Origin of the sequence: Acidaminobacter sp. JC074, from assembly GCF_022496765.1 — a bacterium.
Taxonomy (GTDB): Bacteria; Bacillota; Clostridia; order Peptostreptococcales; family Acidaminobacteraceae; genus JABXKX01.
In genome coordinates, this window is the sequence record NZ_VANV01000001.1 from 100,807 (window position 1) to 126,044 (window position 25,238).

The 25,238-nt window shown below is 36.2% G+C and carries 27 protein-coding genes; 3 read left to right on the forward strand and 24 right to left on the reverse strand.

Annotated elements, in window-relative coordinates:
* Positions 1 to 23 precede the first annotated feature (23 nt).
* The 16 genes from EZV73_RS00475 to EZV73_RS00550 form a co-directional block, all read right to left on the reverse strand.
* Positions 24 to 452 carry a GNAT family N-acetyltransferase gene (locus EZV73_RS00475; protein WP_240837262.1) on the reverse strand — a complete coding sequence of 143 codons (429 nt, stop codon included), beginning with the start codon at positions 450 to 452 and terminating at the stop codon, positions 24 to 26.
* Positions 449 to 991 (reverse strand): RNA 2'-phosphotransferase, encoded by a 543-nt coding sequence (locus EZV73_RS00480; RefSeq protein ID WP_240837264.1) that lies wholly within the window; start codon positions 989 to 991, stop codon positions 449 to 451. The genes EZV73_RS00475 and EZV73_RS00480 overlap by 4 nt, the downstream gene beginning before the upstream one ends.
* A gap of 65 nt (positions 992 to 1,056) precedes the next feature.
* The gene (locus EZV73_RS00485; RefSeq protein WP_240837266.1) at positions 1,057 to 2,409 is read right to left on the reverse strand and encodes a sigma-54-dependent Fis family transcriptional regulator; all 1,353 of its coding nucleotides are present in this window, start codon (positions 2,407 to 2,409) and stop codon (positions 1,057 to 1,059) included.
* Positions 2,410 to 2,674: 265 nt separating this feature from the next.
* On the reverse strand, positions 2,675 to 3,547 hold the full coding sequence (locus EZV73_RS00490; protein ID WP_240837268.1) for an alpha/beta fold hydrolase: 873 nt from the start codon (positions 3,545 to 3,547) through the stop codon (positions 2,675 to 2,677).
* Between the two features lie 8 nt (positions 3,548 to 3,555).
* Complete coding sequence (locus tag EZV73_RS00495; RefSeq protein ID WP_240837270.1) at positions 3,556 to 4,755, reverse strand: acetyl-CoA C-acetyltransferase; 1,200 nt, start codon at positions 4,753 to 4,755, stop codon at positions 3,556 to 3,558.
* A gap of 8 nt (positions 4,756 to 4,763) precedes the next feature.
* Positions 4,764 to 5,339 carry a TetR/AcrR family transcriptional regulator gene (locus tag EZV73_RS00500; RefSeq protein ID WP_240837272.1) on the reverse strand — a complete coding sequence of 192 codons (576 nt, stop codon included), beginning with the start codon at positions 5,337 to 5,339 and terminating at the stop codon, positions 4,764 to 4,766.
* Positions 5,340 to 5,373: 34 nt separating this feature from the next.
* A complete protein-coding gene (locus EZV73_RS00505; RefSeq protein ID WP_240837274.1) occupies positions 5,374 to 6,153 on the reverse strand; it encodes an alpha/beta fold hydrolase in 780 nt (259 codons plus the stop codon).
* Complete coding sequence (locus tag EZV73_RS00510; RefSeq protein ID WP_240837276.1) at positions 6,150 to 7,442, reverse strand: acetyl-CoA hydrolase/transferase family protein; 1,293 nt, start codon at positions 7,440 to 7,442, stop codon at positions 6,150 to 6,152. Before EZV73_RS00510 ends, EZV73_RS00505 begins: the two co-directional genes overlap by 4 nt.
* A 16-nt stretch (positions 7,443 to 7,458) precedes the next feature.
* A complete protein-coding gene (locus EZV73_RS00515) occupies positions 7,459 to 8,667 on the reverse strand; it encodes an ABC transporter substrate-binding protein (RefSeq protein WP_240837278.1) in 1,209 nt (402 codons plus the stop codon).
* Positions 8,668 to 8,678: 11 nt separating this feature from the next.
* Positions 8,679 to 9,395: an ABC transporter ATP-binding protein gene (locus EZV73_RS00520; protein ID WP_240837280.1), complete on the reverse strand. Its 717-nt coding sequence runs from the start codon at positions 9,393 to 9,395 to the stop codon at positions 8,679 to 8,681.
* Positions 9,370 to 10,182, reverse strand: a complete 813-nt coding sequence (locus EZV73_RS00525; protein ID WP_240837282.1) for an ABC transporter ATP-binding protein — start codon at positions 10,180 to 10,182, stop codon at positions 9,370 to 9,372. The genes EZV73_RS00520 and EZV73_RS00525 overlap by 26 nt, the downstream gene beginning before the upstream one ends.
* On the reverse strand, positions 10,157 to 11,149 hold the full coding sequence (locus EZV73_RS00530) for a branched-chain amino acid ABC transporter permease (RefSeq protein WP_240837284.1): 993 nt from the start codon (positions 11,147 to 11,149) through the stop codon (positions 10,157 to 10,159). Before EZV73_RS00530 ends, EZV73_RS00525 begins: the two co-directional genes overlap by 26 nt.
* Position 11,150: 1 nt before the next feature.
* Positions 11,151 to 12,026 (reverse strand): branched-chain amino acid ABC transporter permease, encoded by an 876-nt coding sequence (locus EZV73_RS00535; protein ID WP_240837286.1) that lies wholly within the window; start codon positions 12,024 to 12,026, stop codon positions 11,151 to 11,153.
* Complete coding sequence (locus EZV73_RS00540; RefSeq protein WP_240837288.1) at positions 12,026 to 13,045, reverse strand: 3-oxoacyl-ACP synthase; 1,020 nt, start codon at positions 13,043 to 13,045, stop codon at positions 12,026 to 12,028. Before EZV73_RS00540 ends, EZV73_RS00535 begins: the two co-directional genes overlap by 1 nt.
* Positions 13,045 to 13,752: an SDR family oxidoreductase gene (locus EZV73_RS00545; protein WP_240837290.1), complete on the reverse strand. Its 708-nt coding sequence runs from the start codon at positions 13,750 to 13,752 to the stop codon at positions 13,045 to 13,047. The genes EZV73_RS00540 and EZV73_RS00545 overlap by 1 nt, the downstream gene beginning before the upstream one ends.
* Before the next feature lie 234 nt (positions 13,753 to 13,986).
* Positions 13,987 to 14,406: a MaoC family dehydratase gene (locus EZV73_RS00550; RefSeq protein WP_240837292.1), complete on the reverse strand. Its 420-nt coding sequence runs from the start codon at positions 14,404 to 14,406 to the stop codon at positions 13,987 to 13,989.
* A 256-nt stretch (positions 14,407 to 14,662) separates the two neighbouring features.
* Here EZV73_RS00550 and EZV73_RS00555 point away from each other — a divergent pair, with 256 nt between their 5' ends.
* Positions 14,663 to 15,073: a VOC family protein gene (locus EZV73_RS00555; protein WP_240837294.1), complete on the forward strand. Its 411-nt coding sequence runs from the start codon at positions 14,663 to 14,665 to the stop codon at positions 15,071 to 15,073.
* A 20-nt stretch (positions 15,074 to 15,093) separates the two neighbouring features.
* On the opposite strand, the gene EZV73_RS00560 is transcribed toward EZV73_RS00555, so the two are convergent.
* Positions 15,094 to 16,677 (reverse strand): M20/M25/M40 family metallo-hydrolase, encoded by a 1,584-nt coding sequence (locus EZV73_RS00560; protein ID WP_240837296.1) that lies wholly within the window; start codon positions 16,675 to 16,677, stop codon positions 15,094 to 15,096.
* A 108-nt stretch (positions 16,678 to 16,785) separates the two neighbouring features.
* On the opposite strand from EZV73_RS00560, the gene EZV73_RS00565 reads away from it, so the two are divergent.
* The gene (locus tag EZV73_RS00565; RefSeq protein WP_240837298.1) at positions 16,786 to 17,433 is read left to right on the forward strand and encodes a YitT family protein; all 648 of its coding nucleotides are present in this window, start codon (positions 16,786 to 16,788) and stop codon (positions 17,431 to 17,433) included.
* 10 nt (positions 17,434 to 17,443) lie between these two features.
* Here the strand turns inward: EZV73_RS00565 and EZV73_RS00570 are convergent, their stop codons facing one another.
* The 7 genes from EZV73_RS00570 to EZV73_RS00600 form a co-directional block, all read right to left on the reverse strand.
* Positions 17,444 to 18,211, reverse strand: coding sequence for a methyltransferase domain-containing protein (locus tag EZV73_RS00570; RefSeq protein WP_240837300.1), 768 nt, complete (start codon positions 18,209 to 18,211; stop codon positions 17,444 to 17,446).
* Positions 18,212 to 18,307: 96 nt separating this feature from the next.
* Complete coding sequence (locus EZV73_RS00575) at positions 18,308 to 21,097, reverse strand: transporter substrate-binding domain-containing protein (protein ID WP_240837302.1); 2,790 nt, start codon at positions 21,095 to 21,097, stop codon at positions 18,308 to 18,310.
* Entirely contained in the window at positions 21,084 to 22,187 is a 1,104-nt protein-coding gene (locus tag EZV73_RS00580) for an HD-GYP domain-containing protein (protein WP_240837304.1), read from the reverse strand. Before EZV73_RS00580 ends, EZV73_RS00575 begins: the two co-directional genes overlap by 14 nt.
* A gap of 142 nt (positions 22,188 to 22,329) precedes the next feature.
* Complete coding sequence (locus tag EZV73_RS00585) at positions 22,330 to 23,148, reverse strand: hypothetical protein (RefSeq protein ID WP_240837306.1); 819 nt, start codon at positions 23,146 to 23,148, stop codon at positions 22,330 to 22,332.
* Positions 23,149 to 23,198: 50 nt separating this feature from the next.
* Positions 23,199 to 23,552 carry an SH3 domain-containing protein gene (locus tag EZV73_RS00590; RefSeq protein ID WP_240837308.1) on the reverse strand — a complete coding sequence of 118 codons (354 nt, stop codon included), beginning with the start codon at positions 23,550 to 23,552 and terminating at the stop codon, positions 23,199 to 23,201.
* Complete coding sequence (locus tag EZV73_RS00595; protein WP_240837309.1) at positions 23,530 to 24,054, reverse strand: hypothetical protein; 525 nt, start codon at positions 24,052 to 24,054, stop codon at positions 23,530 to 23,532. The genes EZV73_RS00590 and EZV73_RS00595 overlap by 23 nt, the downstream gene beginning before the upstream one ends.
* Positions 24,055 to 24,062: 8 nt before the next feature.
* Positions 24,063 to 24,674 (reverse strand): HD domain-containing protein, encoded by a 612-nt coding sequence (locus EZV73_RS00600; RefSeq protein ID WP_240837311.1) that lies wholly within the window; start codon positions 24,672 to 24,674, stop codon positions 24,063 to 24,065.
* A 256-nt stretch (positions 24,675 to 24,930) separates the two neighbouring features.
* Here EZV73_RS00600 and EZV73_RS00605 point away from each other — a divergent pair, with 256 nt between their 5' ends.
* On the forward strand, positions 24,931 to 25,185 hold the full coding sequence (locus EZV73_RS00605) for a YkuS family protein (RefSeq protein ID WP_240837313.1): 255 nt from the start codon (positions 24,931 to 24,933) through the stop codon (positions 25,183 to 25,185).
* Positions 25,186 to 25,238 lie beyond the last annotated feature (53 nt).

Below are 25,238 nucleotides of genomic sequence, written 5' to 3' on the forward strand. Positions count from 1 at the left end.
TATTTTTATATAAAAATATAAGATTAGATATTTTGTGATTCTATCATCAAATCCCTGTAGATTAAATCATTTCTATTTTTAAAACCAATAGATTCCCAAAAGCCATTACCAATTTCGTTGTCTTTAAATACAACCAAGGAAACCTTATTTATACCAATGATCTTAAGGGCAGCTATAACCTTATCTACAAGCTGTTTTCCAATACCACACCCCCTGTAGTTCGTATCAACAGTGGCATGATAAATATAGGCTCTTCTGCCATCATTCCCACATAGAATAACACCTACAATTTTACCGTCTTTTTCATAAACAAAGTTGGTCTGTGGATTTCTTTTTAGAAATCTTTCGATGCCTTCATAAGAATCATCTAAAGATCTTAGGCCCATCCCTGCTGTTTTAGACCATAGGTCATAAACAGCCTCATAATCATCCATGTTTAATAAGCGAATCATTTATACTCCTTTATATAAGAAACGGGTACATGATTTGTTAACCACACACCATTTTCAGAACAATAAAACACATAACCATCTTCATACATCCTACTAGCTTCCACTATGAGAATTACAGGAATGCCTCTTCTAGCACCTACCTTAGTGGCCGTTTCTAAGTCCTTACTCAAATGGACATGATGCCTTTTCATTTTTTGAATACCTGATGTTCTAATCTTCTCAACAAAGGCTTCTTTGGTGCCATGATAAAGAATTTCAGGTGGTTTTATGGCCACAAGATTCAAACGAACTTTTACAGAGTGACCTTGATTGGCCCGGATAAACTTCATATCATCAGAAAAAGAGTACCTTGTCTTCTTATCTTCATCAACAATTCGTTTTAGTCTTTCAAAATCAAGTTTTTTACCATGCTTGTTTATTTTCTCAATAAGTTCCTCTACAGGACACCAACCTTCAGCATCTAACTCAATATCAATGACCTCAGGTTTATGTCTGAGTATCAATGATAAGAATATAGACATCTTATTATCATTTCTCATTTTATCACCTCATGACTACAATACCATATCTAAAAGGGATATGACAGTTCTAAAACAAGTAAAAACTAGAGACGAATCCCTAGTTTATCAATTTTCTTATACAGTAGCGATCGATGCAATCCTAACATTTTTGCAGCCCTGCTTTTATTACCTGAACACTTTAGAACTGCCTTTTTTATTATTTCAGCCTCATAGACTTCTAAATTAGATCTTAAATCTAAATCAAAAGATTTTGATTCTTCTTCTACTAGAATGTCTTTTGGTAAATTGTCAAATAACTGAGACGGATGGCTTGATAAAACAACCAAACTTTCCATGCAGTTTCTAAGTTGCCTTACATTCCCCGGCCAATCATACTTATTGAGTACAAGCTTTACTTTCTTGGGAATATGGTTCAGATTTTTACTATACTTTAAATTAAACTCCTTAAAGAAATTATTAATAAGTAGGTCAATATCTTCTGGTCTTTCCCTTAAAGGTGGTAAGTTAAGAGAGATCACATCAAGTCTATAAAACAAGTCCTCTCTAAACCGACCTTGTTTTACAAGTTCTTTTAGGTCTTCATTAGAGGCCGATATGATTCTGACATCTACTCTTATATTTTCATTACCGCCAATTCTCTGAAACTGTCTTTCTTCTAGAACTCTAAGCAACTTGGCCTGCATAGCTAGCGGCATAGAAGCTATTTCATCTAAAAAGATCGTGCCACCATTTGCAAATTCAAACTTACCAGCTTTTCCTGATTTTAGCCCACCTGTAAAAGTGCCACCTTCATAGCCAAATAACTCTGATTCAATTAACTCAGCTGGAATACCACCACAGTTAATTTCAACAAAGGGACCATAAGACCTCTTGCTGGCATTGTGAATTGCATGAGCCAAATACTCTTTACCAGTTCCGCTTTCTCCCATGATGCTAACATTTGCCATACTCGAAGCGGCGATTCTTGCTTTTTTTATGATGACCTTCATACTTGAATCCTGTGTTAGTAAATCACTAAAAGTATATCTACCTCTCCCAACAGATGGCTCAGAGGTCAAGTCTCTTGAAAATGACTCGACTTGGTTATACATACAAGTTAAATCAGAAAGATCTTTAAACATAATTGTACCAATGGCACCAACAATCTGATCACCACGTTTAATAGGCACGCGCGAAGTAATCATGGTCTTATTATCTACAACTTGTATGTTGCCTATTTCAGCAAGGCCACTTTCTAATACCTTATGAAGTCTCGTTGTCTTGATAACATCTTTTACATGCCTACCAATAGCATCTTCTTCCTTGATGCCCAGTACTTTTTCATATTTAAATCTCATGATGATGCCGTACTGATCAACAATAACCATGCCTTCATAAGCCTCTTCAATAAAGTCATCTATCATTTCAAGTTGTAATCTCAATTCACTATTATTCATCATCAACCTCATATAAGGTTATTTTTTTAACAATAAAAAACAACCCCTGGCTTGGCAAAAGCATTCCTAAGTTGGTTATTTTGAGGATAAGTTAGGATACCGGGGTTGATTTCATTAATTTTATGTAATTTTTATAGCTTATACTATAAATATAATACATTTCTAAAAAAAATCAATAGTTATTTCGATATTTTTTTAACAAAGTATCCTAAATCTCAATTCTAAACCATTTGCATAAAGAAAAGCTCCATATAGGAGCCTTCTATTATAAAAACTTCTCTAATTCTTCAACAACCATATCTAAATCATCTATGAATGGTGAATGACCACCCTCATGTAAAACATAAGTTGCATGGTCCATGGCCTTATAAATACCTTGCCCCATTTCAAGAGGTACAACAAGATCGTTTTTACCTTGAAAGATTAGGGTTGGCAACTTCAGTTTACTGACCTCACCCGTGCCTTCAGTAACACCGTTGTGTTCAGATGATATGTTAAAGTACATCAAAGCATAATCTACATCTACTAAGTTTCTCTGTGTTAACATATCTTCTAAATAGTAATCATACATATCTTCATCAGGCTTTTTATTTGTATAAATAAGGGCATCCCATATGGCTCTAAGGGTTTCCTTATCTTTATTTTCATAAGCGTTAAGAATGGGGAGAACTTGAACAAAATCTTTTGCAAGCTCTTCTTTAGTTGTTAGAAAATCTCCTACAATTGCCTGTCCGTTCTCATCTTTTCTAAAAATCGGATAGCCTGATATTCCAACTGACTCAAATAAAATCAGTTTTTCCACGTCGTCAGGATAATCAATACAGTACTGCATAGCGATACCGCCGCCTGTTGACCAGCCTGCTATGGTAAATTTATCGATCTTAAGGGCACTTACAAACGCTTTGATATCATCTGAAAAATCCTTTAAGTGATTCACAGGATTGATATAAGTCGATCCACCAAAACCTCTTAGATCGACAGCATAAACCTTCATATCTTTAGTTAATCTATCCATAAGCAAGTTATAATGTGCACTTGAAGTCATATTCCCATGAATAAGTATGACTACCTTGTCTCCATGCCCTTGCTCTCTGTATGCAATTGTTTCATGATCTAAACTAACAAACTTAAGTGCCATATAACCTCCTACATCTTAACGATAATAGCTGTTCCCATACCACCACCTATACAAAGTGATGCCAAACCATAAGTTGCTTTTCTCTTTTTCATTTCATGTATTAAGGTAACCAAAATTCTGTTGCCTGATGAGCCTACAGGATGACCTAGTGCTATAGCACCACCATTCACATTGGTGATTTCACTTAGCCATTCACGGTCTACCTCATGTTCCTTTATGAGTTCTTCCATAACGCCAAGCGACTGGGCTGCAAAAGCTTCATTTAGCTCAATTAAGTCCATATCTTTTAATTCAAGCCCCGCTCTTTTCAATGCCTGTCTTATGGCAGGTACTGGTCCCATTCCCATAATGGTAGGATCCACACCACCTTGTCCAACAGAGATGATTTCACACATTGGATTTAATCCTTGTTTTTCAACCATAGCTTCACTAGCAACAATAACCATGCTGGCACCATCATTGATCCCAGATGCATTACCTGCCGTTACTGTACCATCTTTCTTAAAAGCCGGTCTCAGTTTAGCAAGTTTTTCAGATGTTGTCTTATAGTTGACATATTCATCTGTATCAAACACAAGAACTTCTCTTCCAGGCTTTACTTCTACTGGAATGATTTCATCTTTAAATCTACCTTCATCAATGGCCTTAATAGCACGCTTTTGAGATGTGTAGGCAAAATCATCTTGAGCCTGTCTAGATATCTGATATTTTTCGGCAATGTTTTCAGCTGTAATCCCCATATGAATATCATTAAAAGCATCTGTTAAGGCATCATAAATGATGTGATCCTCTTGTTTGATAGGACCAAGTTTTTGACCATTTCTAACCGAGCACGATGTGATGAAAGGGGCCCTTGACATGTGTTCTACACCACCTGCTACATAAAGGTTACCTAAGCCGGCCTTTACATTTGTAAAAGCATTGATGACCGTTTTCATTCCTGATCCACAAACCATATTAAGTGAATAAGCAGGCACATGATCTGGAATCCCAGCCTTAATACTTACTTGTCTACCAACACCCTGTCTAAGACCAGCCGGTAAGATGTTACCAATGAGGACTTCATCTATTGCATTTACATCCACTGGTAAGTCTTTTAACATGGATGTCAAAACCTTTGCACCCACATCAGCAGGATGTTCTTTCTTCAAAGAACCTAAAAAACTGCCAATTGGTGAACGTTTTGCATCTAAAATATATACTTTCATAAATTCTCCTAGACCTTGTAATAAGCCACAAATTGTCTTGCATGCTCATCAACTAAGTCATGAATATTCAAATCAGTAAAAGAATCGCCTGTCATCAAGTATACAGTGTATGCACCTAAAATAGAGTTTATAAAAGTTACTGCCATCATATCTGGCTTACCATTAATCACCTGTTTGTTCAATAAAATTGTAAAGTAGTCACTCAATACACTGGAAAGCTCTCTTGATAACTTTAACCTTACAAACTCTTGTTCATCGTCATGTAATCGCATCTGTATCTTATATATCTGCTCATTGTCAAAGCAAAACTGCAGATAGTTCCTTGCGATTCCTAGCATACTGTCTTCAAAACTTTCATTGATCAACTCATCTATATCATGAGTTAAATCCAAATCTTTTACATAGTTTTCTGTTGTTTCTTGGAATAGCTTTTCCTTAGTTCCGAAATGTCTGAATAAAGTGAGTTCGTTAACACCTGCTTCTTGTGCAATAAGCTTTGTCGGGGTTGCATAATAACCTTGTTCTGAAAACAACTTCAAAGCAACCTTCATTATTTTATTTCTAGTTTCTGTTTTTCTTGCCATATGTTCTCCTAACTAGTTATTATTATATCATATCTTAAATTGCGAAATGTTTGTGAAGATTCTCCAAAAACATGTCTGCCTGCTCATACATGGAAGCATGACCACAATTCTTGATAAAATGCCACTTGGAACCCTTGATGGCTTTTGCAATCTCCCGGGTTTCATCTGCAGGTGTTAAATAGTCGTATTCAGCTCCTATGACACTGACATCTGCATGAATCCTTCTAGCAGTTTCTCTTATATCATAGGCTTCAGAACTTTCTATCAATCTAATCATTCTTTGGAAAAATTTCTCGTTAAATACATCTAAAAGATATTTCTTACGGTCTTTCATCCATTCATCATGTTCATTGTAAAACTTATGTGAATAGATATAAGGTATGGTGACATGATAAAATAGTTCCGGATTGCCTGCTTGAGCTGAAAGCTGCCAAGCCTTGCCTATATCACTTAACCAAGGCGTTGTATAAAGTGCAGCATTTAAAATCATCATTTGATGAACAGGATACTTAATAGCGTATTGTAAGGCAATTTGGGCACCATAAGACACGCCAATTATATTCACTTCATCTAAGTTCAAGTCATCTACAACACATTTGACCAGGTCCACTTGATCACTATGATTATAATCTTTGGCATCATCTGTCCTACCTTGATCTAAAAAATCAAGCAGGATCACTTGGTAGTCACTTAATCCATCTAAAAACTGATGCCAAGAAGCTGTGCTCATCATAATACCATTTAAAATGATCAAGGGTTTGCCTTGTCCATGTACCTCGTAATAAACATCATAATTTCTGTATTTTACAATCATCTTATATATCCAATCTCTCTTGCCTGTTCATAAAGCATATCTCTGAAGTCAGGATGTGCTATTTTTATTAACCGCTTCACGCGTTCTTTGATGGATGTTCCTCTTAAACTAGCAACACCATACTCTGTTACTACATAGTCTACATCATTACGCGATAAGGTAACAGCTGCCCCCGGTTTTAACAAAGGCACAATTTTTGATATGACTTGCCCTTTTACAAGAGCTGTCGAATAAAGGGCTATAAATGAACGACCATTTTTAGACCGCTGTGCGCCTATAGCAGTATCCGCTTGACCACCCGTACCTGAATACTGGACAGTACCGATTGATTCTGAACAGCACTGGCCTGTTAAATCAATTTCTATAGTGGTGTTAATCGAAACTTGATTGTCATTTAAACCAATCTCATAGGGGTCGTTAACGACATGACCATCCCTTATTTCAATAGATGGGTTGTCATCTAGAAAATCATAAAGCTCTTTTGTCCCTAAGGCAAAAGTACATACAGCCTTACCCCTGTTTATGTTTTTATTCTTACCATTACAGACACCAGCCTTCATAAGTTTCATAAGACCAGTCGTCAGCATTTCTGTATGAATACCTAGGTCCTTCTTATGAATAAGTGCAGCTGCAACAGCATTTGGAATACCACCAATCCCCAATTGAATACAATCACCGTCTTCAATAAAATCCGCGATAAAATCACCTATTCTAATATCTTTTTCATTTGGCGGTGCATCCGGCAAAACAGGAATTTCATAATCGGCTTCAATCATATAGTCAATATCATCTACATGTACTGCCATTTCACCGAAAGTTCTTGGAAGATTTGGATTGATCTCTAATATAACCAAGTCTGCTTTTTCAATTACCCGTTTCTCGTAAACATTACTCAAAGACAGAGAAACAAAGCCATGTTTATCTGGTGGTGTTGCGTTGCCAACATAAACATTCACATCCTCTTCAAACAGCCTCTTAACGGCTGCCAAATGGAGGTGGTTGGGAATATAAGATATATTCCCATTTTTTTGACCCTTTCTCATGGGGCTGGTATAAAACCAGCCGTTCATTTGAAAGGTGTCTTTATGCTGAGGATCTTGGAAATAATCTGCATGAGCCATTGGCAAACAAGTCGTTACTGTAATATCATCTACTTTATCTGATATGGTATGCAAACTTTCTAAGATCAATTTAGCTTCAGAAGCAGCCAAGCCTGTAACAATAACATCACCTGACTTTATTTTTGATAGAGCCTCCTCTACGCTAATCAATTTATGTCTATAATCCATTTCTCACCTCAAATGACTATTTAGAAACAATCTCATCAATACCCATGAAATCTTTGAAACCTTCCCAACCAGCTGGTTCTTCAGGATTCATTCTTAATAAAGCCATCTCTTGAGTACCTAATCTCTGTCCTTTAGAGAAGTCAATTGAACCACCAAATGGGTTTGAAATCGGTGCTTCTTCCATGGCACTCATATATGTTTCCCATGTTAAATCACCTTCAACACGCTTTAAGCCTTCTACAAAGAAATGCGCTGCAATCCAACCAGTCATGGCATAAGCATTGTTAGATAAGTCTTCACTTGAAACCTGTGAAATCCAAGTTCTGTAATCTTCAATAGCTGGTTTAGTCATATCCACCCATGCATTTGCATAGATATCAAACTGACCATTTACATCATCTGCTACTAAAGCTGTCATTCTTTGATCTGCGTTTACATATGTTGTTACAGCTGGCTTATGTAAACCTTGCTTAGCCATCTCTTTTGCAATTTGTGGGAATGTTCCTTGAATAGCAGCAATAATAACAACATCTACATCACTGTCTTTAAGCTTTGTAATAGCAGCTGAAACATCTTCTGCATTTGGAGGTACCTGCTCTGCAACTACAGTAGCTGCACCTTCAGCTTGAGCTTTAATACCACTTAGCAAATCTTTACCAGCATCATCATTTGTATAAACAACACCAATTGTTTTAGCTTCAAACTCACCTAGTGACCATGCTGCTAAAATTCTACCTTCCATTGGATAAACAGGTTGCACTGGATAGGCAACTCTATCAGCACCTTCAGCATTTTCATTGTATAAAAGACCTGTGCCTGTTGCGAAATAAACTGCTGGAATACCGGCTTCTTTGATATCACCAATCGTTGCACCTACAATAGGTGTACCAAAATGACCTACAAATGCAAATATCTTTTCGTCGTTGATCATCTTATCAACTGCAGCCTTACCCTTTTCAGGATTAAACTCATCATCCTGGTGTACATATTCAATAGTTCTACCGTGAACACCACCACCATCGTTTACCATTTTAAAGTAAGCTTCAATACCCGCCTTAAATGGTACACCAACTGGTGCCAACGGACCTGATGTTGCTATAGAGTTACCAACCTTTACTGTTGTGTCTGTTACACCTTGCGCTGACCCGCCTGAGCCGCCACAGCCTACTAATACCATAGACAATACCAATAGAATACTGATCATAGAATAGATTTTTCTTTTCATTTTCCCCTCCGCTAGTGACCACCTAAATAGGCGTCTATTAATTTTTTATCCTTTATAAGTGTGTTTGCAGGACCTTCCATAGAAACTTCTCCAACTTCTAATACATAGGCATAATCTGCAATTTTTAGTGTTTGTAGTGCATTTTGCTCAACGATTAAGACCGTTGTCCCCTTTTCATTGATTTCTTTAATGATCCTAAAGATATCTTTAACAATCAGTGGTGCTAAACCAAGTGAAGGTTCATCCAACAAGAGGATCTTAGGACTGGCCATAAGTGCTCTACCAATCGCAAGCATTTGCTGCTCACCACCAGATAAAGTACCTGCAATTTGCTTTTTCCTTTCCTTAAGTACTGGAAAATAACCATAAACACTTTTGTAATTCGCTTTTATTTCTTGTTTGTTCTTAACTGTAAAGGCGCCAATCTTAAGGTTTTCTTCTACAGTTAGTTCAGGAAATATCTGTCTACCTTCTGGAGATTGGATGATGCCCTTTTGCGTGATTTTACTTGGTGACAAATTGCTTATAGTATCATCATGCATTTTTATGTGACCACTTTGAGCTTGAACCAGGCCTGATATAGACTTAAGCGTTGTCGTTTTACCAGCACCATTGGCGCCAAGCAGAGCCACTATTTTACCTTCTTCAATATGGATATCGATGCCTTTCAAAGCCTTGATATTGCCATAGGATACATGTAACTTATCTAATGTCAGCGCTTTGTTCATCCTCATCCACCTTTCCTAGATATGCTTCTTGTACTTTTGAATCATTTTGAATTTCTACTGGTGTCCCTTCTGCTAATTTTTTACCAAAAGAGATGGCACAAATTCGATCACAAACATCCATAACCAACCTCATATCATGCTCCACAAGTAAAATAGTAGAGTGATATGTTTTTCTGATTTCCTTGAGTAAGTTGGCAAGCTCAATTGTTTCAGTATCGTTGAGTCCTGCAGCCGGCTCGTCTAATATGATCAGCTTTGGATCACTCATCAGAGTTCTACCGAGCTCAACTTTTTTCAAGATACCATAAGGCTGTCCACCTATTAAATCAAGCATTTTATCTGATAATCCTAAAAAGTCACAGATACCTTTTGCCTTGTCGAGTAAGAGTCTCTCTTCTTGTCTGGCCTTTTTGGTTCTAAAAGCATGAGATAAAACGCCTGTTTTAAAGTCCACATGTGCACCAACAAGTAAATTATCTAAGATAGACAGCTCCTGAATTAACTCAACATTTTGAAAGGTTCTAACCAAACCTTTATGAATGATCTGATGGGTTTTCATCTGTACAAGGTTACAGATATTGTTGTCCTTATCTGTAAATATAACAGAACCTTTATCAGGTTTATAAAACTGCGTAATGCAGTTAAATGCAGTTGTTTTACCGGCACCGTTTGGGCCTATTAAACCGTATATTTCACCCTCATTAATATGAAAGCTCAAGTGATCCACAGCCTTGATTCCACCAAAAGCAATGGTTAAATCTTTAATGACTAGACAAGGTTTGTTCATGAACTTTCTCCTTCTTCCATAATTTCTTTATGTCATGTCCTAAATAGATCAATCCGTTAGGATAGAACAGGATAACAACAATAATCAATATGCCTGTAAAAATATATGCTAAACCATCTATGTTCCCTATTACAGGTAGTTGCTTAAGTATCAGCTCTGGTACACCGAAAACAATAATCGAACCAATAATTGGACCATTGATTGTTCGCATCCCGCCAATAACAATAACTGCTAGAATCTGTAGAGATAGGTTGACATTCCAACCAGAAGGATAGGCAAAGCGTATAAAGTGAACGTATAAGACGCCACCTATAGCAGCATATAAAGTCGCTATGCCAAAGGCTAATAACCTATATTTTAATAAGTCAATCCCCATGGCTTGAGCTGCAGCCTCTGATCCTCTCATAGTTAAAAGCGCTCTACCAGAACGTGAGTAAACAATGTTGTGAGTAATGATTAAAATACCTACTAAAAATACAGCTATTAAAATGTATGACCAAGTTCTGTTCATTTGAAAGAAAATGAAATTGGGATATGAGGCGTTCTTTCCAGAAAAACCTCCTGTTAAAAAATCAAGTTCAACAAAGACCTGTCTAAAGATTTCGGCAACCCCTAAGGTAGCAATAGCCAAATAATAACCTTCTATTCTTAGCGATATCAATCCAATAACAAGACCAATAAGGAGTGGTACACTGACTGAAATAATCAAAGACACTATAAAAGGTAGTCCCAAATCACTTGTCAGATAAGCCGATATATAAGCACCAAGTCCCATAAAACCAGCTGTACCTAAAGATATAAGTCCTGAATAGCCTAATAGTACATTTAGACCAATACCAACTATTGAATAAAACATAACAGTTCCTAAAACAATAATTGAAGAGGACGATAATACACCTAATTGTTGTAGAAAAGGTGCTGTAATAAAAACCAATCCTATGATGATATACTTTAAATAATCTTTCATCTTACACCTTCTTTATACGTTTTTTGCCAATGATGCCATTGGGTCTAAAAATGATAAACAATAAAAATAACACATAAACCAATGAGTTGCCCCAAGTTGATGACACATAATAAGAAAGCATGTTCTTGCTGAGACCTATAATGTATGCGCCTATAACCGGACCATAGAAGGTCTGGAAGCCACCTAATACACATGCAATCAAGGCATAAATCTGTACATTATCCATCATGGATACATTAACAGAGATGGCTGGTGCCAACATCAAAGCAGATAAAGCACCAAGCGCTGCTGCAACTGCCCATGCCCCCATTGTGACATTCTTAGTCGGCACACCCATCAGCTGAGCTGTTTCCTCATTGGATGCTGTTACTCTTACAGCTAATCCCCACTTAGTCTTTTGTAGGAAATAGAACAAGCACAACATCAAGACAACACCTACAGTTATATTGAAGATGGCATTGTATGTTACACTGGCACCTACGATTTCAACTGAACCCGTGCTAACGAATCTTGGAAAAGATAAGGGGCTAGATCCAAATACCATAGGTGCAACGCCTAGAAACAACATGATCAAACCAAATGTGATCATTTGTTTTGAAATCGGTGATATATTTTTACTACGTCTCATAATCACCATATCTACTAAAATACCAGATAAGAATGCTGACACCATACCAACAAGAACAGCAATAAAGGTATTTGAACCTGTCTTCATAAGGAAGAAGGTTGCAATAAATGCATTAAACATCCCTATTGAACCTTGAGCGAAGTTGGTCATTCGACTAGTTCTAAAAATAATTATGATACCTAGTGCAGCCAGTGCGTAAACACTACCTGTCTCAAGCGAACTGAACAATAACTGTAGAAATGTACTCATTATTCCCCCCAAGCAATTACATTTGCCGCCCAGACATAACCTATGCCAGCAGCAATCATTAAGACTTTTGATCCACTCTTAATTTTCTTTTTTTCTAATCCTAATTTAAGTGATAGAATTTGATCGACTTGACCTATATGCCCATAGTCTTCTAAATAAATGGTTTGTTCAGGTTTTAATCCTAAAGTTTCAATCATATAATCATGCATGGATCTTTTAAAGTGAAGTATGGCTACATAGTCAATATCTTCTCTTTCCAAATCCGACTTCTGCAAAGCCTTGTCGATACATGTCATCCAGTTGTCCATAGATACTTCATTCAATCTATTTTTCATACGTTCTGGATGCATCAAAGTCAATGATTTATAAGCCTTATCAATATTTAAAGTATTTATAGGTTCTTCAGTACCACCAAACTTTACACCTGCATCCCTTGATAAGGAACCATCTGCAATGACATGAGAACCTAATAACAAGTTTTCTCTTTGATTCTTCTCAAGTATGATTGCCCCTGCACCAGCACCTAGGTTGTACATCATTGACATATTCTTATCGGTGTAGTCTACAAAATCACCATTTCGATAACCGCCTACAACCATAATCGTAGATATGTCCTCATCACTTTTCAACATGTCTTTTGCAATCTTCATTGCGGCTACTGTGGTGCAACACCTGTTTTGCAAATCAATGCCCCAAGCATTGACAGCGCCAATCTTATCCTGTATGTATAAGGCCGAAGTTGTCAAAGGATACTCCTTCCATTCTTCTCCCATACATAAAATCACATCTATATCCTCAGGCTTTACCTTGGAATTTTCAAGAGCGTTTATGGCTGCTTTGACACCCATCTCCTGTGTGCCATCATTCAGGCCAGGAATACGTTTTCCTAATATGCCTAGTTTGGTCTTCACAGCTTCTTCTGACCAGATACCTGATGTTGCTTCAGCAATCTCTTTGGCAGTCATATGATTTTCAGGCAGGTAGACACCAATACCTGTAATACCTATATGTTCTTTCATTACAATCTCATACCTCCATTTGCCGATAGGTTATGACCAGTAATATAAGATGATTCATCACTTGCTAAAAACAATGCAGCATTGGCTATTTCTTCAGGCTCTCCTAAACGTCCTAACATTGTCATTTTTGCAAACTTATCTAGAAGTTCTTGCGGTATTGTCTTTAAGATATCCGTCATAATGTAACCCGGTGAAATTGTATTGACTCTAACATTGGCACCTTTTCTAGAAAACTCTTTAGCCCAAGTCTTTGATAAACCATATAAAGCGGACTTCGTTGCCGCGTAGTTTGATTGCCCAATATTACCAAACTCTCCTACGACTGAAGCAATGCTTATAATCGAACCATTCCCATTTTTCATCATCATTGGTCCAACATGTTTTACTAGGTTGTATACACCGTTTAAATTAACATCTATGACCTTGTCCCACATATCATCTGTCATCTTTTGAACCAATGCATCTCTTGTAATGCCTGCATTGTTTACTAAAATATCAACTTTTTCAATATCCTTGATAAAATCCGAAACAGCTTGTCTATCTGTAACATCTACTACATATCCTGTTACATTATCAAGTTCATAAGTTAAAGGCGTCATATCCACAGCAATCACCTTTGCACCTTCTTCAACGTAACGTCTAACAATAGACTCTCCTAAACCTTTGGCTGCACCTGTTACCATGGCAACCTTATTTTCTAATCTCATGCTACCTCCCATAATGTAAGTGACTACTTACATACATTTTATTATTAAATATTTCGCCTGTCAACATATTTTTTCATAGATTTTCAAACAATTGAAAAAACTAATCACAGTTATTTCAAATTTTTCAAAATATGAAATCAAGGCATCGAGCCTTTCATTACTTAAGAAAACAAGTTTTCATACCATATAAAAAACGACTTTCATAACCTATGAAAATCGCATTTTAAAATAAGTCTATTTCTTTGGCGGCATCACTTGTGCGAAGCCTGTTAAAACTTTCTTTCCTTCCTGATTTGTACAAATCGTTTCTAAAATTACCCTGTTTTTTTCATCTAACTTTTCTTTAACTATCACCTTTGCCTCTATGGTATCACCAAATCTTACAGGTGCTAGAAACTTAAGATCCTGACCTAAATATATAGTACCCGGTCCTGGTAATCTGGTCCCTAGTACAGCAGATATCAACCCCGCCGTTAACATGCCATGAACAATACGTCCTTTAAACATAGAGTCCTTCATAAATGTCTCATTAATATGAGCTGGATTGATGTCGCCTGATATCCCAGCATACATATAAACATCGGTTTCTGTTATTGTCTTTTGAAAAGAAGCTTCATCACCTATTTTTAATTCTTCCATACTTTTTCCTATCATAAGCCCTCCTTGTTTAGCTTTGTTTTATACATATGCAAAACCAGTGCCAATCTTTTAAGGGCTAAATACCTGTCTTCTAGAAAAGCATTATCACAAAATTGTCTCTATATTGAGACATACCAATATACATGTCTTTGAACTGAGACAATATGTACTTAATGAAGAAAAATTTCATTCAAAGTGTCTATATATTTAGACACTTTTTATCGTTTACCTATGGATTTAGGGGGTAGTTAAATGATGAAAGGAGTTTCATATGAAAATTCATACTTATGTAAATTTCCAAGGACAAGCCAAAGAAGCCATAACCTTTTATGCAGAAATCCTAGGAACGAATGAACCAAATATCATGTATTATAAGGACCTGCCACCTGATCCAAACTTTCCAGTACCTGAGGCATGTAAAGACTGGGTTATGCATGGCAGTATCAACTATAATGACCAAATCATTATGTTTTCTGATCAGCTACCACACGTTGACTATAAACAAAGTAACGCTGTAGGATTACTGATTGATTTAGATGACGAAAAAGCTTTAAAAGCCCTCTATGATAAATTCAGTGATGGCGCTACCATAGAAATGCCCTTTGCAGAAACTTTCTGGGCAAAAGGCTTTGGTAGCCTCATCGACAAGTTCGGTATTTACTGGCAGTTTAACTGTAGTTGACCCGAATAAAAATACGCTCACTAGAGCGTATTTTTATTGTGTAGATCTTTTATAAAGTTTTCTATAATAATGGATGTTTCCTCAAAACATGATCGATGTACCCTTTCAGTGATCTTATGAAGATCTTTACCAAAAGGTCCAATATTAATCATGGGGATCTTAAAACACATCTGATCAAATGGAATATCATAAAGTGTTCCCCAACCAATTAAGTTGTTCTCTATCATCCTCTTAGAGCCATGACTGATTTGTAAATTGGTATAGGAGAAGTCACAAATACCCATAAAATAGTGTTTAGACCTGTAGTTTCTATTAAATGGTTTACCAGCTCTGTTGATTATATCTAAGAAATTATGGGTCATTTCTAAACGATGGTTTGAAGCTGCTGGATAATAAGGACCTGAAAGACCAATTATAACAATGGGATCTATATGATCTAATAAGCCTACACTGTATTCAATAAACTTTAGGGTTGCATCTGGTAAAGAAAGCCTGCCCTCTATGATTTCTTGATTCAAGTCATGAAGATAATCTTCTGCTAATACATGATAATGGTCATTGCCTTTATTTAGATGGACCTTTAATTCTTCAAAGGTCATAACATTTACTTTTACATCTAAAGCCCCAATCTTTTCACTAGCATGCAAATTAACATTTTCTATGCAAGACTTATAGGATTCAATGGCTTGATGAAAGCTGTCAATTGACAAGTCCTTTAAATCAGCAATCACCTCTTGAGGCGACTTCTCTAAACTTAATATACTGAAATAAGAAGCAGCAGATTCCGGTAAAGAAGCATCATATATGATTTTTCTATCTCTATAATGAACCCAAGTCGGTGCAGGAGAAACCTCACCATCATAATGGTCAGTAAAGATAGGATTTAACTCAACACAAGCATGAATTCTAGATAAAATATTCATAGGATTAAATCCATTGTAGACATCACCAATATGAGATTTTCTACCTCTGACATAACAGACTGGCATCATTTTGCCGACAGTCCCTTGATAAATCAAATTTTCATCTGTCGGTTCAGAGTTGATAACGACCTTGTATTCTAGGCCATATTTATCATGTAAATCATTTAAGAGTTTGGTTGCCTCTCTCATGCCTGCAGATAGGTTTTCTTCATCACATACAGACAATAGGAGTATGGAACCTTCAAAATTCGTTTCTGATAGCTTTTTTAGAACTTCAATTTGAATGGCTGCTCCAGACTTCATATCAGCAGAGCCTCTACCAAACCACCAATCTTCACTTTCTAGATCTGCTCTCACTTCATCAGACAAGTTCATTTTCCTAAGAACAGACTTAATGTCATTAGAAAGTGCTTTATCAGATCCATATTCAAATATATCTACTGCATCATGATGGTGAAGTAGAATACTTGTATTTTTACTTTTTCCCAGATAAAGACCTGCTACATTTATTCTCTTAAAAGGATCTCCCTCAATTACTTGTTTCATAAGTAAGTCTTTATGCTTCTTAAAGTAGCTTATTTCAGACAGTATGTCATAAACACAATTGGCCATAGGCACTTCTAAACTTGTCCCTGTGTCACTTTGTACTGCCATCATTTTATGGTAATTAGTATATATCATGACTTTCCCCCCTTATGTAAGTCGATTATAACACTTGTGGCAATATTTTCTCTATATCTTTTTACAAAATGATGTTAAACTATAAATTAATGAACACAAGGAGGCATCATGAAAAAAAGACTTTTTAACCTAATCTTAGGTCTCTTTATTTGCTCTGTAGGTATCACCATGACCATCCAAGCCAATATCGGCTATGCACCATGGGATGTCTTTCATGCAGGGCTGGCAAATCTATTAAATACAACCATTGGACTCGCTTCTATCGTAGCAGGACTTTTGATTGTTATCATCGTCTCTTTATTTGGAGAAAAACTAGGTGTCGGCACCATCTTAAATATGGTACTTATCGGTTTATTCATTGACATCATCAGACGTTTTAATATTATACCTCAAGCGGACAACTTTCTTATCAGTCTTATTATGCTGATTCTAGGACTCTTTATCCTATCTGTTGGTTCTTATTTCTATATAGGCTCAGGTTTCGGCGCTGGTCCTAGGGATAATCTTATGGTTGTTCTCAGAAGAAAAACAGGCCTGCCTGTTGGTGTCAGTCGTGTTATTGTAGAACTTGCAGCAACACTTGTAGGTTGGCGACTAGGTGGCCAATTGGGTATTGGAACTTTAATAGCAGCCTTTTCGATAGGCTTTTGCATTCAGACAACCTTCAAAGTACTCAACTTTAATACAACCCATGTTAAACATCAAACCATAAAAGATACAATTGATACCCTTAACGACTTAAGATCTGCATCATAAAAGCCTAGCATCAGCTAGGCTTTATTTGGCACATGAGGACTTTAAAGGTCTCTTCTTTTATAACAGTGTCAATGGTAGTTTTCTCACCAAGATCATGTATAAGAGTAAAACGTTCTTCTTCTACAGATTTAATGTGTTCACATTCAGAGATAGTGGCCGCAGATAGAACGCCCTTCTTTGAAACCCTAACAGACTCTTTTAAAGCCTGATGAACTTCTTCATGCATGTTGGTAAAACCAGCAAGACTGACAGCCATATCAAAGGTCATATCTTCAAACGGTAAACTTTTAGCATCACACGCAATGTAATTAACTTCAATATGAGGAAAACGCTCTAAAAACTTTATGCGGTCACATTTAAGGACTTCATAACTCAGGTCTAGACAAACAATGTTTTTTATACCCGCTTCAAGCATGGCCTTTAATAGAATGCCACGTCCTGTTCCAATATCTAGAACCCAATCTCTGGCCTCGCTTCTTAAAGTTTCTACAATCTTATTATGGGTTATTTCACCAGCCTCTAGCTGCTTTGGAGACAATTTACTCAGTAAGATATCATCCCAGGTCTTATAGTCAAAAGCCTCATACATGATTGACCAATTATTCCTAGTCTCTTGTTCTTTACTTTTAAAGTCGACAATACCTTCTTTTACAACCCAAGTATGGCCTCTTGTACACACAAGATTACCTTCCACAAGTTCTTTATCTATATGACCTTCTATGTCCAATTTTTCATTACATATAGGACATCTTAATATCTCTAACAAATTCTTATACACATCATCACCTAATATAACTATAACAGAAAAACGTCTAAAACAAATCTAAGTTCATCAATATGTCCAAAAGATTTGTTAGAATATTCTAAAAGAAGACTATGATACATAGTCTTCTTGGAGTTTAATCATTAAATCTTCAAATTGAAGGACAAAGTGGTCTTTCAATAGGTTGATTTCATTTTCTTCTTCTTGTTCAGCAGCCTTTTGTAGATCACTGGCCAGCTGTCTCACCCCTTCTGCGCCTATAGAACCCGAAGATCCTTTAACTTTATGGGCGATGCTAATAATATCTTCATAGTTATTTTTTTCAGCAGCCTCAGTCAACTGTTTAACGGTTTCAATGTTTTCTTCTAAAAAGAGATGAATGACTTGACGATACATGTCTTCATTACCACCTAACATTTGAATCCCCTTTTGATAATCAATCAACTCTGACGCATTCTTTTCTGAATGCTCACCTAGAAACTTTACAATTTTTTTTATAAACTGCTCTGGTTCAAAGGGCTTACTGATAAAATCCAACATACCATATGCAAGACATTTCTGCTGAACACCATCCACAACATCTGCCGTCATAGCAATAATTCTTTGGTTTGGATTTGAATCAAGAATTTTTTTAGTGGCATCATAGCCATTCATGATTGGCATATGAAGATCCATTAAGATCAAATCAAAATTCTCTTTTGCCTTAGACACAGCGATCTCACCATTTTCAGCTATGTCACTTTTAACACCTATGGTATCCAAAAGTGATTTGGCAATCAGCTGATTGGTCTTATTGTCCTCAACAATCAAAACATGCTGTTTATCCAAGTCATAGTCTTCATCCTCTTGATTCATAAACATGTTTAAATGGAACAAATCAACAATGGTATTATGAAGTACTGAAGGTAAAATTGGTTTTGCCAATACCTTGATATTGTCTCTTTCTTGCCATTCCTTTAATGCCGACTTGATGACAATGGTCTTTACATGGTACTGCTGAAGCTCTTCAATCATTTCCAGGCAATTACCTTCATGGCTGTCCTCGTCAACTATGACCAAATGATAGGCCGTCGCCCTCTTACTAGAGGCGCTTTTTATTAACTGAACAAATTGAGCTGATGAAGAAGTAAACTCGGCATCAATGCTAAAGCTTCTTAAGTAATCACTGATCAAGCTAAGGCTATTTAAATCCTTATTTAATACCAAGGTCTTTATGCCTTTTACATATTCAAAGTTCTTCTTAGATTCAAAGTCTGCGTCTTCATCAAGTTTCAGCTTAAAGTTAACCTTAATCTCAGTCCCCTGACCTAAATGACTTTTAACTTCTAAGTTGCCACCCATAAGTTCAAGTATGTGTTTGGCAAGTGTTAAACCTAGTCCTGTACCACCAAAGGCTCTTGTAATAGAAGCATCCTTTTGTTTAAATGGCTCAAGTAGGTCTTCTATTTGTTCTTCTGACATACCGATACCGGTGTCTTTTACGACAAACTGTATATCATACATATCATGTTGATAGCCTACAAGAGAAACCGCCATTGAAACATCGCCCTCAACAGTAAACTTGATGGCATTATCTACGATATTTAATAGCACTTGCTCAATTCTTCTGCCATCACCAATGAAATGATTAGGAAGTTTAGGATCTTTAACAAACGTAAAATGTAATTTCTTTTCATCCACTTTCAGAGAAACAATATTTAATATGTTTCTAACTATATCTTCAATCTTAATAGATTCTTCAATAAGGGTGATATTATCCGTTTCAAGCTTGGTGATGTCTTGAATATCATTAATGATACTGAGCATCATCTTCGAAGAATGATTGATCCTGTCCACATGAGAATGTTGAATTTTATCAAGTTGTGTATTTTTAAGAAGATAACTCAGCCCTGTAATGGCATTAAGAGGTGTTCTTATTTCATGAGATATTCTAGTAAGAAAACTCGACTTAAATTCATAAGCATCTTCAGCATCCTTCTTAGCTTGTTTTAAGTCTTCTTCTATAATCTTACGTTTCTCTATTTCATTTCTAAGTCTAAGAATCCAGTAGGCCGATACAGAAAAAATGATGCCAGCTAAAACAACCAATACAACAATTACTCTAATGACACCTGAATAGTCAACTTCACCTTGTATGCCAATCCACTCATGGTGAATTTTTATCTTTTGTTCTTCTGTGATTCTTAAAATACCTTTATTGATAATGGCTATTAAAAGTTCATTCTCAGCTACACTTGCAAAATAAAGCTGATTGACACCATCACTGTCTATCACAGAGTAATTGAGTTCAGAGATACCAAGCCTAGAGGTTAAATAAGATGTGGAAGCTAGGTTGCCTATAAAGGCCTCCTCAGAACCATTTGAAACAGCCAATAAGGCTTCATCTACTGTATTGTAGTAGTTAACCTGAATTTGGTCATAATCACTTATAAAACCTTGGTGAGAACTGTTTCTTTGGACAGCCACACTTTTACCAAATAGATCTCTAATATCATCAACTTTATTATGATTATTTGAAACCAGTACTCTTTGGAACTTATAATAGGGTTCAGAAAAAACAAGGACCTTTTCTCTCTCTGCATTTTTTGACACACATGGTAAGATGTCAATTTCACCACTTAGAGCCTTTTGATATGCCTCAGGCCAAGTTAGACCATAAACGACTTCCATCTTAAGGCCTGTATTTTCTTCTATTAACTGAATATAGTCATTCGCAATCCCTTTATACTGCCCATCTGAATCGACGAACTCAAATGGAACAAAAGCTGGGTCTACTGCCAAAGTGATTGTGTCATGGCCTTCTATAAAATCAAGTTCCTCATCTGTGAACTCAAGGTCATCAGCAAATGTTATTGGCATAAAGACAACCAATAAGATTATAATGCATTTAAACCACTTCAATGGCTTCACCACCTCGTTTGGATTGATATTTCATTGCAATGTCATGTATCTGATCCTGAATTTCTACAAAAGCATCTACTATTTCAGGATCAAAATGCTTGTTCTTTTCAGAAATAATCATTTCAATGGCCTTGTCATGACCAAAAGCATTCTTATAGATTCTTTCACTTGCCAAGGCATCATAAACATCTACAACAGCCATCAAACGGCCTTCTATAGGTATGTCCTTACCTCTTAATTGATTCGGATATCCAGTACCATCGAACTTCTCGTGGTGAAAGCCTATGATCTTCATGGCAGTTGTCAAATAATTATCGACATCATCATCATTGATTTCTGAGCATATGGCGTCCACACCATATCTGACATGACCTTTCATGGTTTCATACTCATCATTAGATAATTTACCAGGCTTTAATAGTATCCTGTCTGGAATACCTACTTTGCCGATATCATGAAGAGGGGTTGTCTTATAAATGGCTTTAATTCTTTCTTCAGTAAACTTGCAGTCCACATCTTCTTTTTTAGATAGATGTTCGCACAAAGCCTTCATCATATAGGTAGTTCTTTTGGTATGATTTGAAGATTCAATGTCCCTAACTTCTAAAAGACCTACCAAAGCATTGATGGTAATATCTCTAGATTGATAGAGTTGATGGGTACGCTTTTCGACCATTTCTTCTAGCTTTTCATTATGAAGTTTGATTTCATGTCTTGCCCTTGATAAGCTTAAATGTACTTCAATACGTTTTACAAGCGAGGCTGCATTTAAGGGCTTTCTTATGTAATCTACAGCACCCAGCTCTAAGCCCTTGATTTCATTTTCAATTTCCTCATAATTGGTTAAAATGACAATGGGTACATCAAAACTCGGTATATTGTCTCTAATATATGTCAGTACCTCAAAACCATTCATTTTAGGCATGTTCAAATCCAAAATTACTATATCAAGATCAATGCCGCTTTCGATTTTTTCTACTGCTTCTAATCCATTATATGCGCTAATCAAATCATGACCATCTAGTATCCCCTGGATAATCAACTGATCAACTTTTGAATCATCAACTACCAGAATCTTTGAGTGATTCATGTCTGCCTCCTTCTTAAGTCCTTACAAAACCTGTCACATTTAAGTTACCCCAAATATGAGATTTTATAGATAAAAAGAGACATTTTTTTGCAATTTAATTATATAACAAACAAAGGTGTTTTCACATAACACAAAAGAGACCTTAACAGTCTCTTCTAATATCTACTAAATCTAATTTCGCACGACAGATCTCTATATTCAAATAGGATTTTTCATCCTTTGTATGTACTTTAGCCTTTCCATAAATAAAGACATGAACAGGTGCTTTTTCCTCTGCCAAAAGGCTTAACTCTTTTAGCCAAAGTTTGTTCCTATAGGAGTTATCAATGATTCTCTTAGACACATAGGCCGTTGGTTTATATTTCTCGCCTTTGTAGGTCAAACTCTTCTTAAAGAAGATGATATAGTCATCTTTATCTTTAGACTTAACGATCCTTGCAGGTCCGTAATAGATCCTATTGAACTTAGTAAAGTAATCGAACTCTCCAGACAAGTCAAGGAACATCTCATAATAAGTTAATCTCTTACCTTGATTAAGTATTTCATATTGATCTAAAAGCTTAGCTTTTTTGTAGTCAATAAACTTATTGACGATGGGCATAATGGTTCTGTATTCAGATTGACGACTACCTGAAGACGATTGTTTTTGATAATCTATTTTAGACAAGCCTTTTTTCTTCGAACGCTTCTTAGAAGATAAGACAAGAATATCTAAACACTTGACTTTCTTTTTTCCCTTATGTTCACAAGAAGGTATATGTTCACCATAACAACGAAAGTTAGGCCTTTGCTTCATAGAATGTCTTTCTCTTTTAGCATTGGCTAGAGTAACTTGTGCATCACAGCCAACTCCAGGACAGGTAAAACCACGGTAATCTTTTATGATACCTTCCCAAAATAACTCATATGCCTTTTCAGCGTCTATGACTTTTTCATATTCTTTACTATATGCAACATCCATGATTATCCTCCTATACTTATTCTATAGGAAAATATTGTAAAATACCAGTTTTATTTATAGGACTCCACATGATTAAGAGGTGTCCACCCATGAATACCTGGTTCATCAACCTTATACCCCCAAACCCATCCGTTTAGGATATACTCTGATTGGATGACCTCACCTATTTCTAACTCAAACTCATGAGCATCATAGTCGTAATCTAAACAGCCCAAATCTGCTTTTCTTCTCACCAGTTGTTTGGGTACCCAACCTGCGTTATCTCTTGATTCACAGTATAACCAGCCAGCCCAATCCCCTTGAGGATTAGATTCTTTTTTAACAATCACACTATCGCCTTCTTTTAATTTAATTGGATTCAATGTTTCAGGCTGTCTCGCTTTAATGACTTTGTATTTTCTCATCATCAACCTCCAATGCTTTTCTTATCAGTGTAAAAGCTTTTTTATACTCTTTATTAATATAACTCTTAAAGACAAAAATTAAAACCACCAATATACCAATTGCCTGAACTAAAAATATAAGGACCGGGATTAAAACAAGTGCCATCAAGGCCTCGAAGAATACTGGAATAATAGATAGTATCAACAAAACTGCACATGCTATTATGGAGGACTTGATAAGCTTATCTATCCCCTTATTAGGATATGCCTTGATATTTAAAATGCTTTCATCATAGGATTCATTGATACTGATATCAAACTCAGGCCTTAAAAGACGAATATCAGATTTAAGCAACTCTAAGTGAACTTGATTACCCGAAAAGTGCCCTAAAAAAGGCTTGTCAGTTAAAGGCGACTTATTTACAGATAACATCTGTTGATAGGCAAGTACTTTAAGTTTCTCTTTAATAGTTTCAGTCGAATCATTTACTTTAATGTAGCCCTCTGAACGTAATAACTTCATCGCAACCTCTATTGCCCTAGCTCTTTCTTTAGTTGATAATTAAATGATTTTAACAAGTCTATTTTATCACCAAGTAGTTTCTTGCCCGTTCTGGTTCTAAGCTTCTTATAAAGCTTGTCATGGTAACTTTCTTCTCTGTTCAACCTGTTAATGACTTTCTCATAGTACTGATGATCCATCTTTTCAACATTACAGGCATGCATTAAAATCCCCATAGCTCCTGTTTCATCTAGTAAGTCAGCATCATCTAATACCATCTGAGCATGTGTATGACCGCTTTTATTAGAATGCTCCCTTATAAGCTCTATAACTTGAGTTAATATATCCTCCTCAAGTTCATCACTAAAGTCTGATTGGACCATATCTGCTCCTCTTTTGGCATGATCATCACGCCCTTCAAACTTACCAACATCATGGAGTATGGCTGCAAGTTGAACAACTTCTAAGTTATCGATTTGTTCGGCTTCACCAATTTCGATGACTAACTTCTCGACCCTGTTACAATGATCGATTAACTGAGATTTCGATTCACCTGGGAACAATCGGGCCTCAGAAGACATTTTTTCTATTAAATTGTTTCTATAAAGTCTTGCTTTCACTAAAACGTTTTCATTAATCATCGATTTTCCTTTCATCAAAGACAAGTGGATTTGAATATATTTCCTATTTGATTTTATCTCAATATTTAATGTTCGTTAAATAATGAACAGAAAAATGTCATTATTATTTAACATATACCACAAGCACCTGTATTATCAACATGCATCTTGTGAAATTTCTAACTTTTGCCAAAAGAAACTCTTATATAGCATAGGTCTTTCGTCTGACTATTCCGACAATTTGTCGGGTATCATATTACTAAGAGGAGGGATAATTATGACAATTAAAATTGAAGTACAATCTGGCTTAGAAGATGTTATGAACACACTATCTGCAGAAGGTTATGACGTATACAAATATGGCCAAGCAGGTTTAGATGCAGACGTCACTATCGTCACAGGAATTGATGAAGCATACGAAGAAATCCAACCTGCTCAGTTCCATGCCAATGGCAAGAAAAAAATGTTGGTAATTGATGCAACAAACCGCAGTAAAGAGGACATCTTAAAAAGAGTACACAGATACTTTTAGATCATAAAAGCAGCCAGGCTGCTTTTTTTATTGCCATAATCCATACATATCCA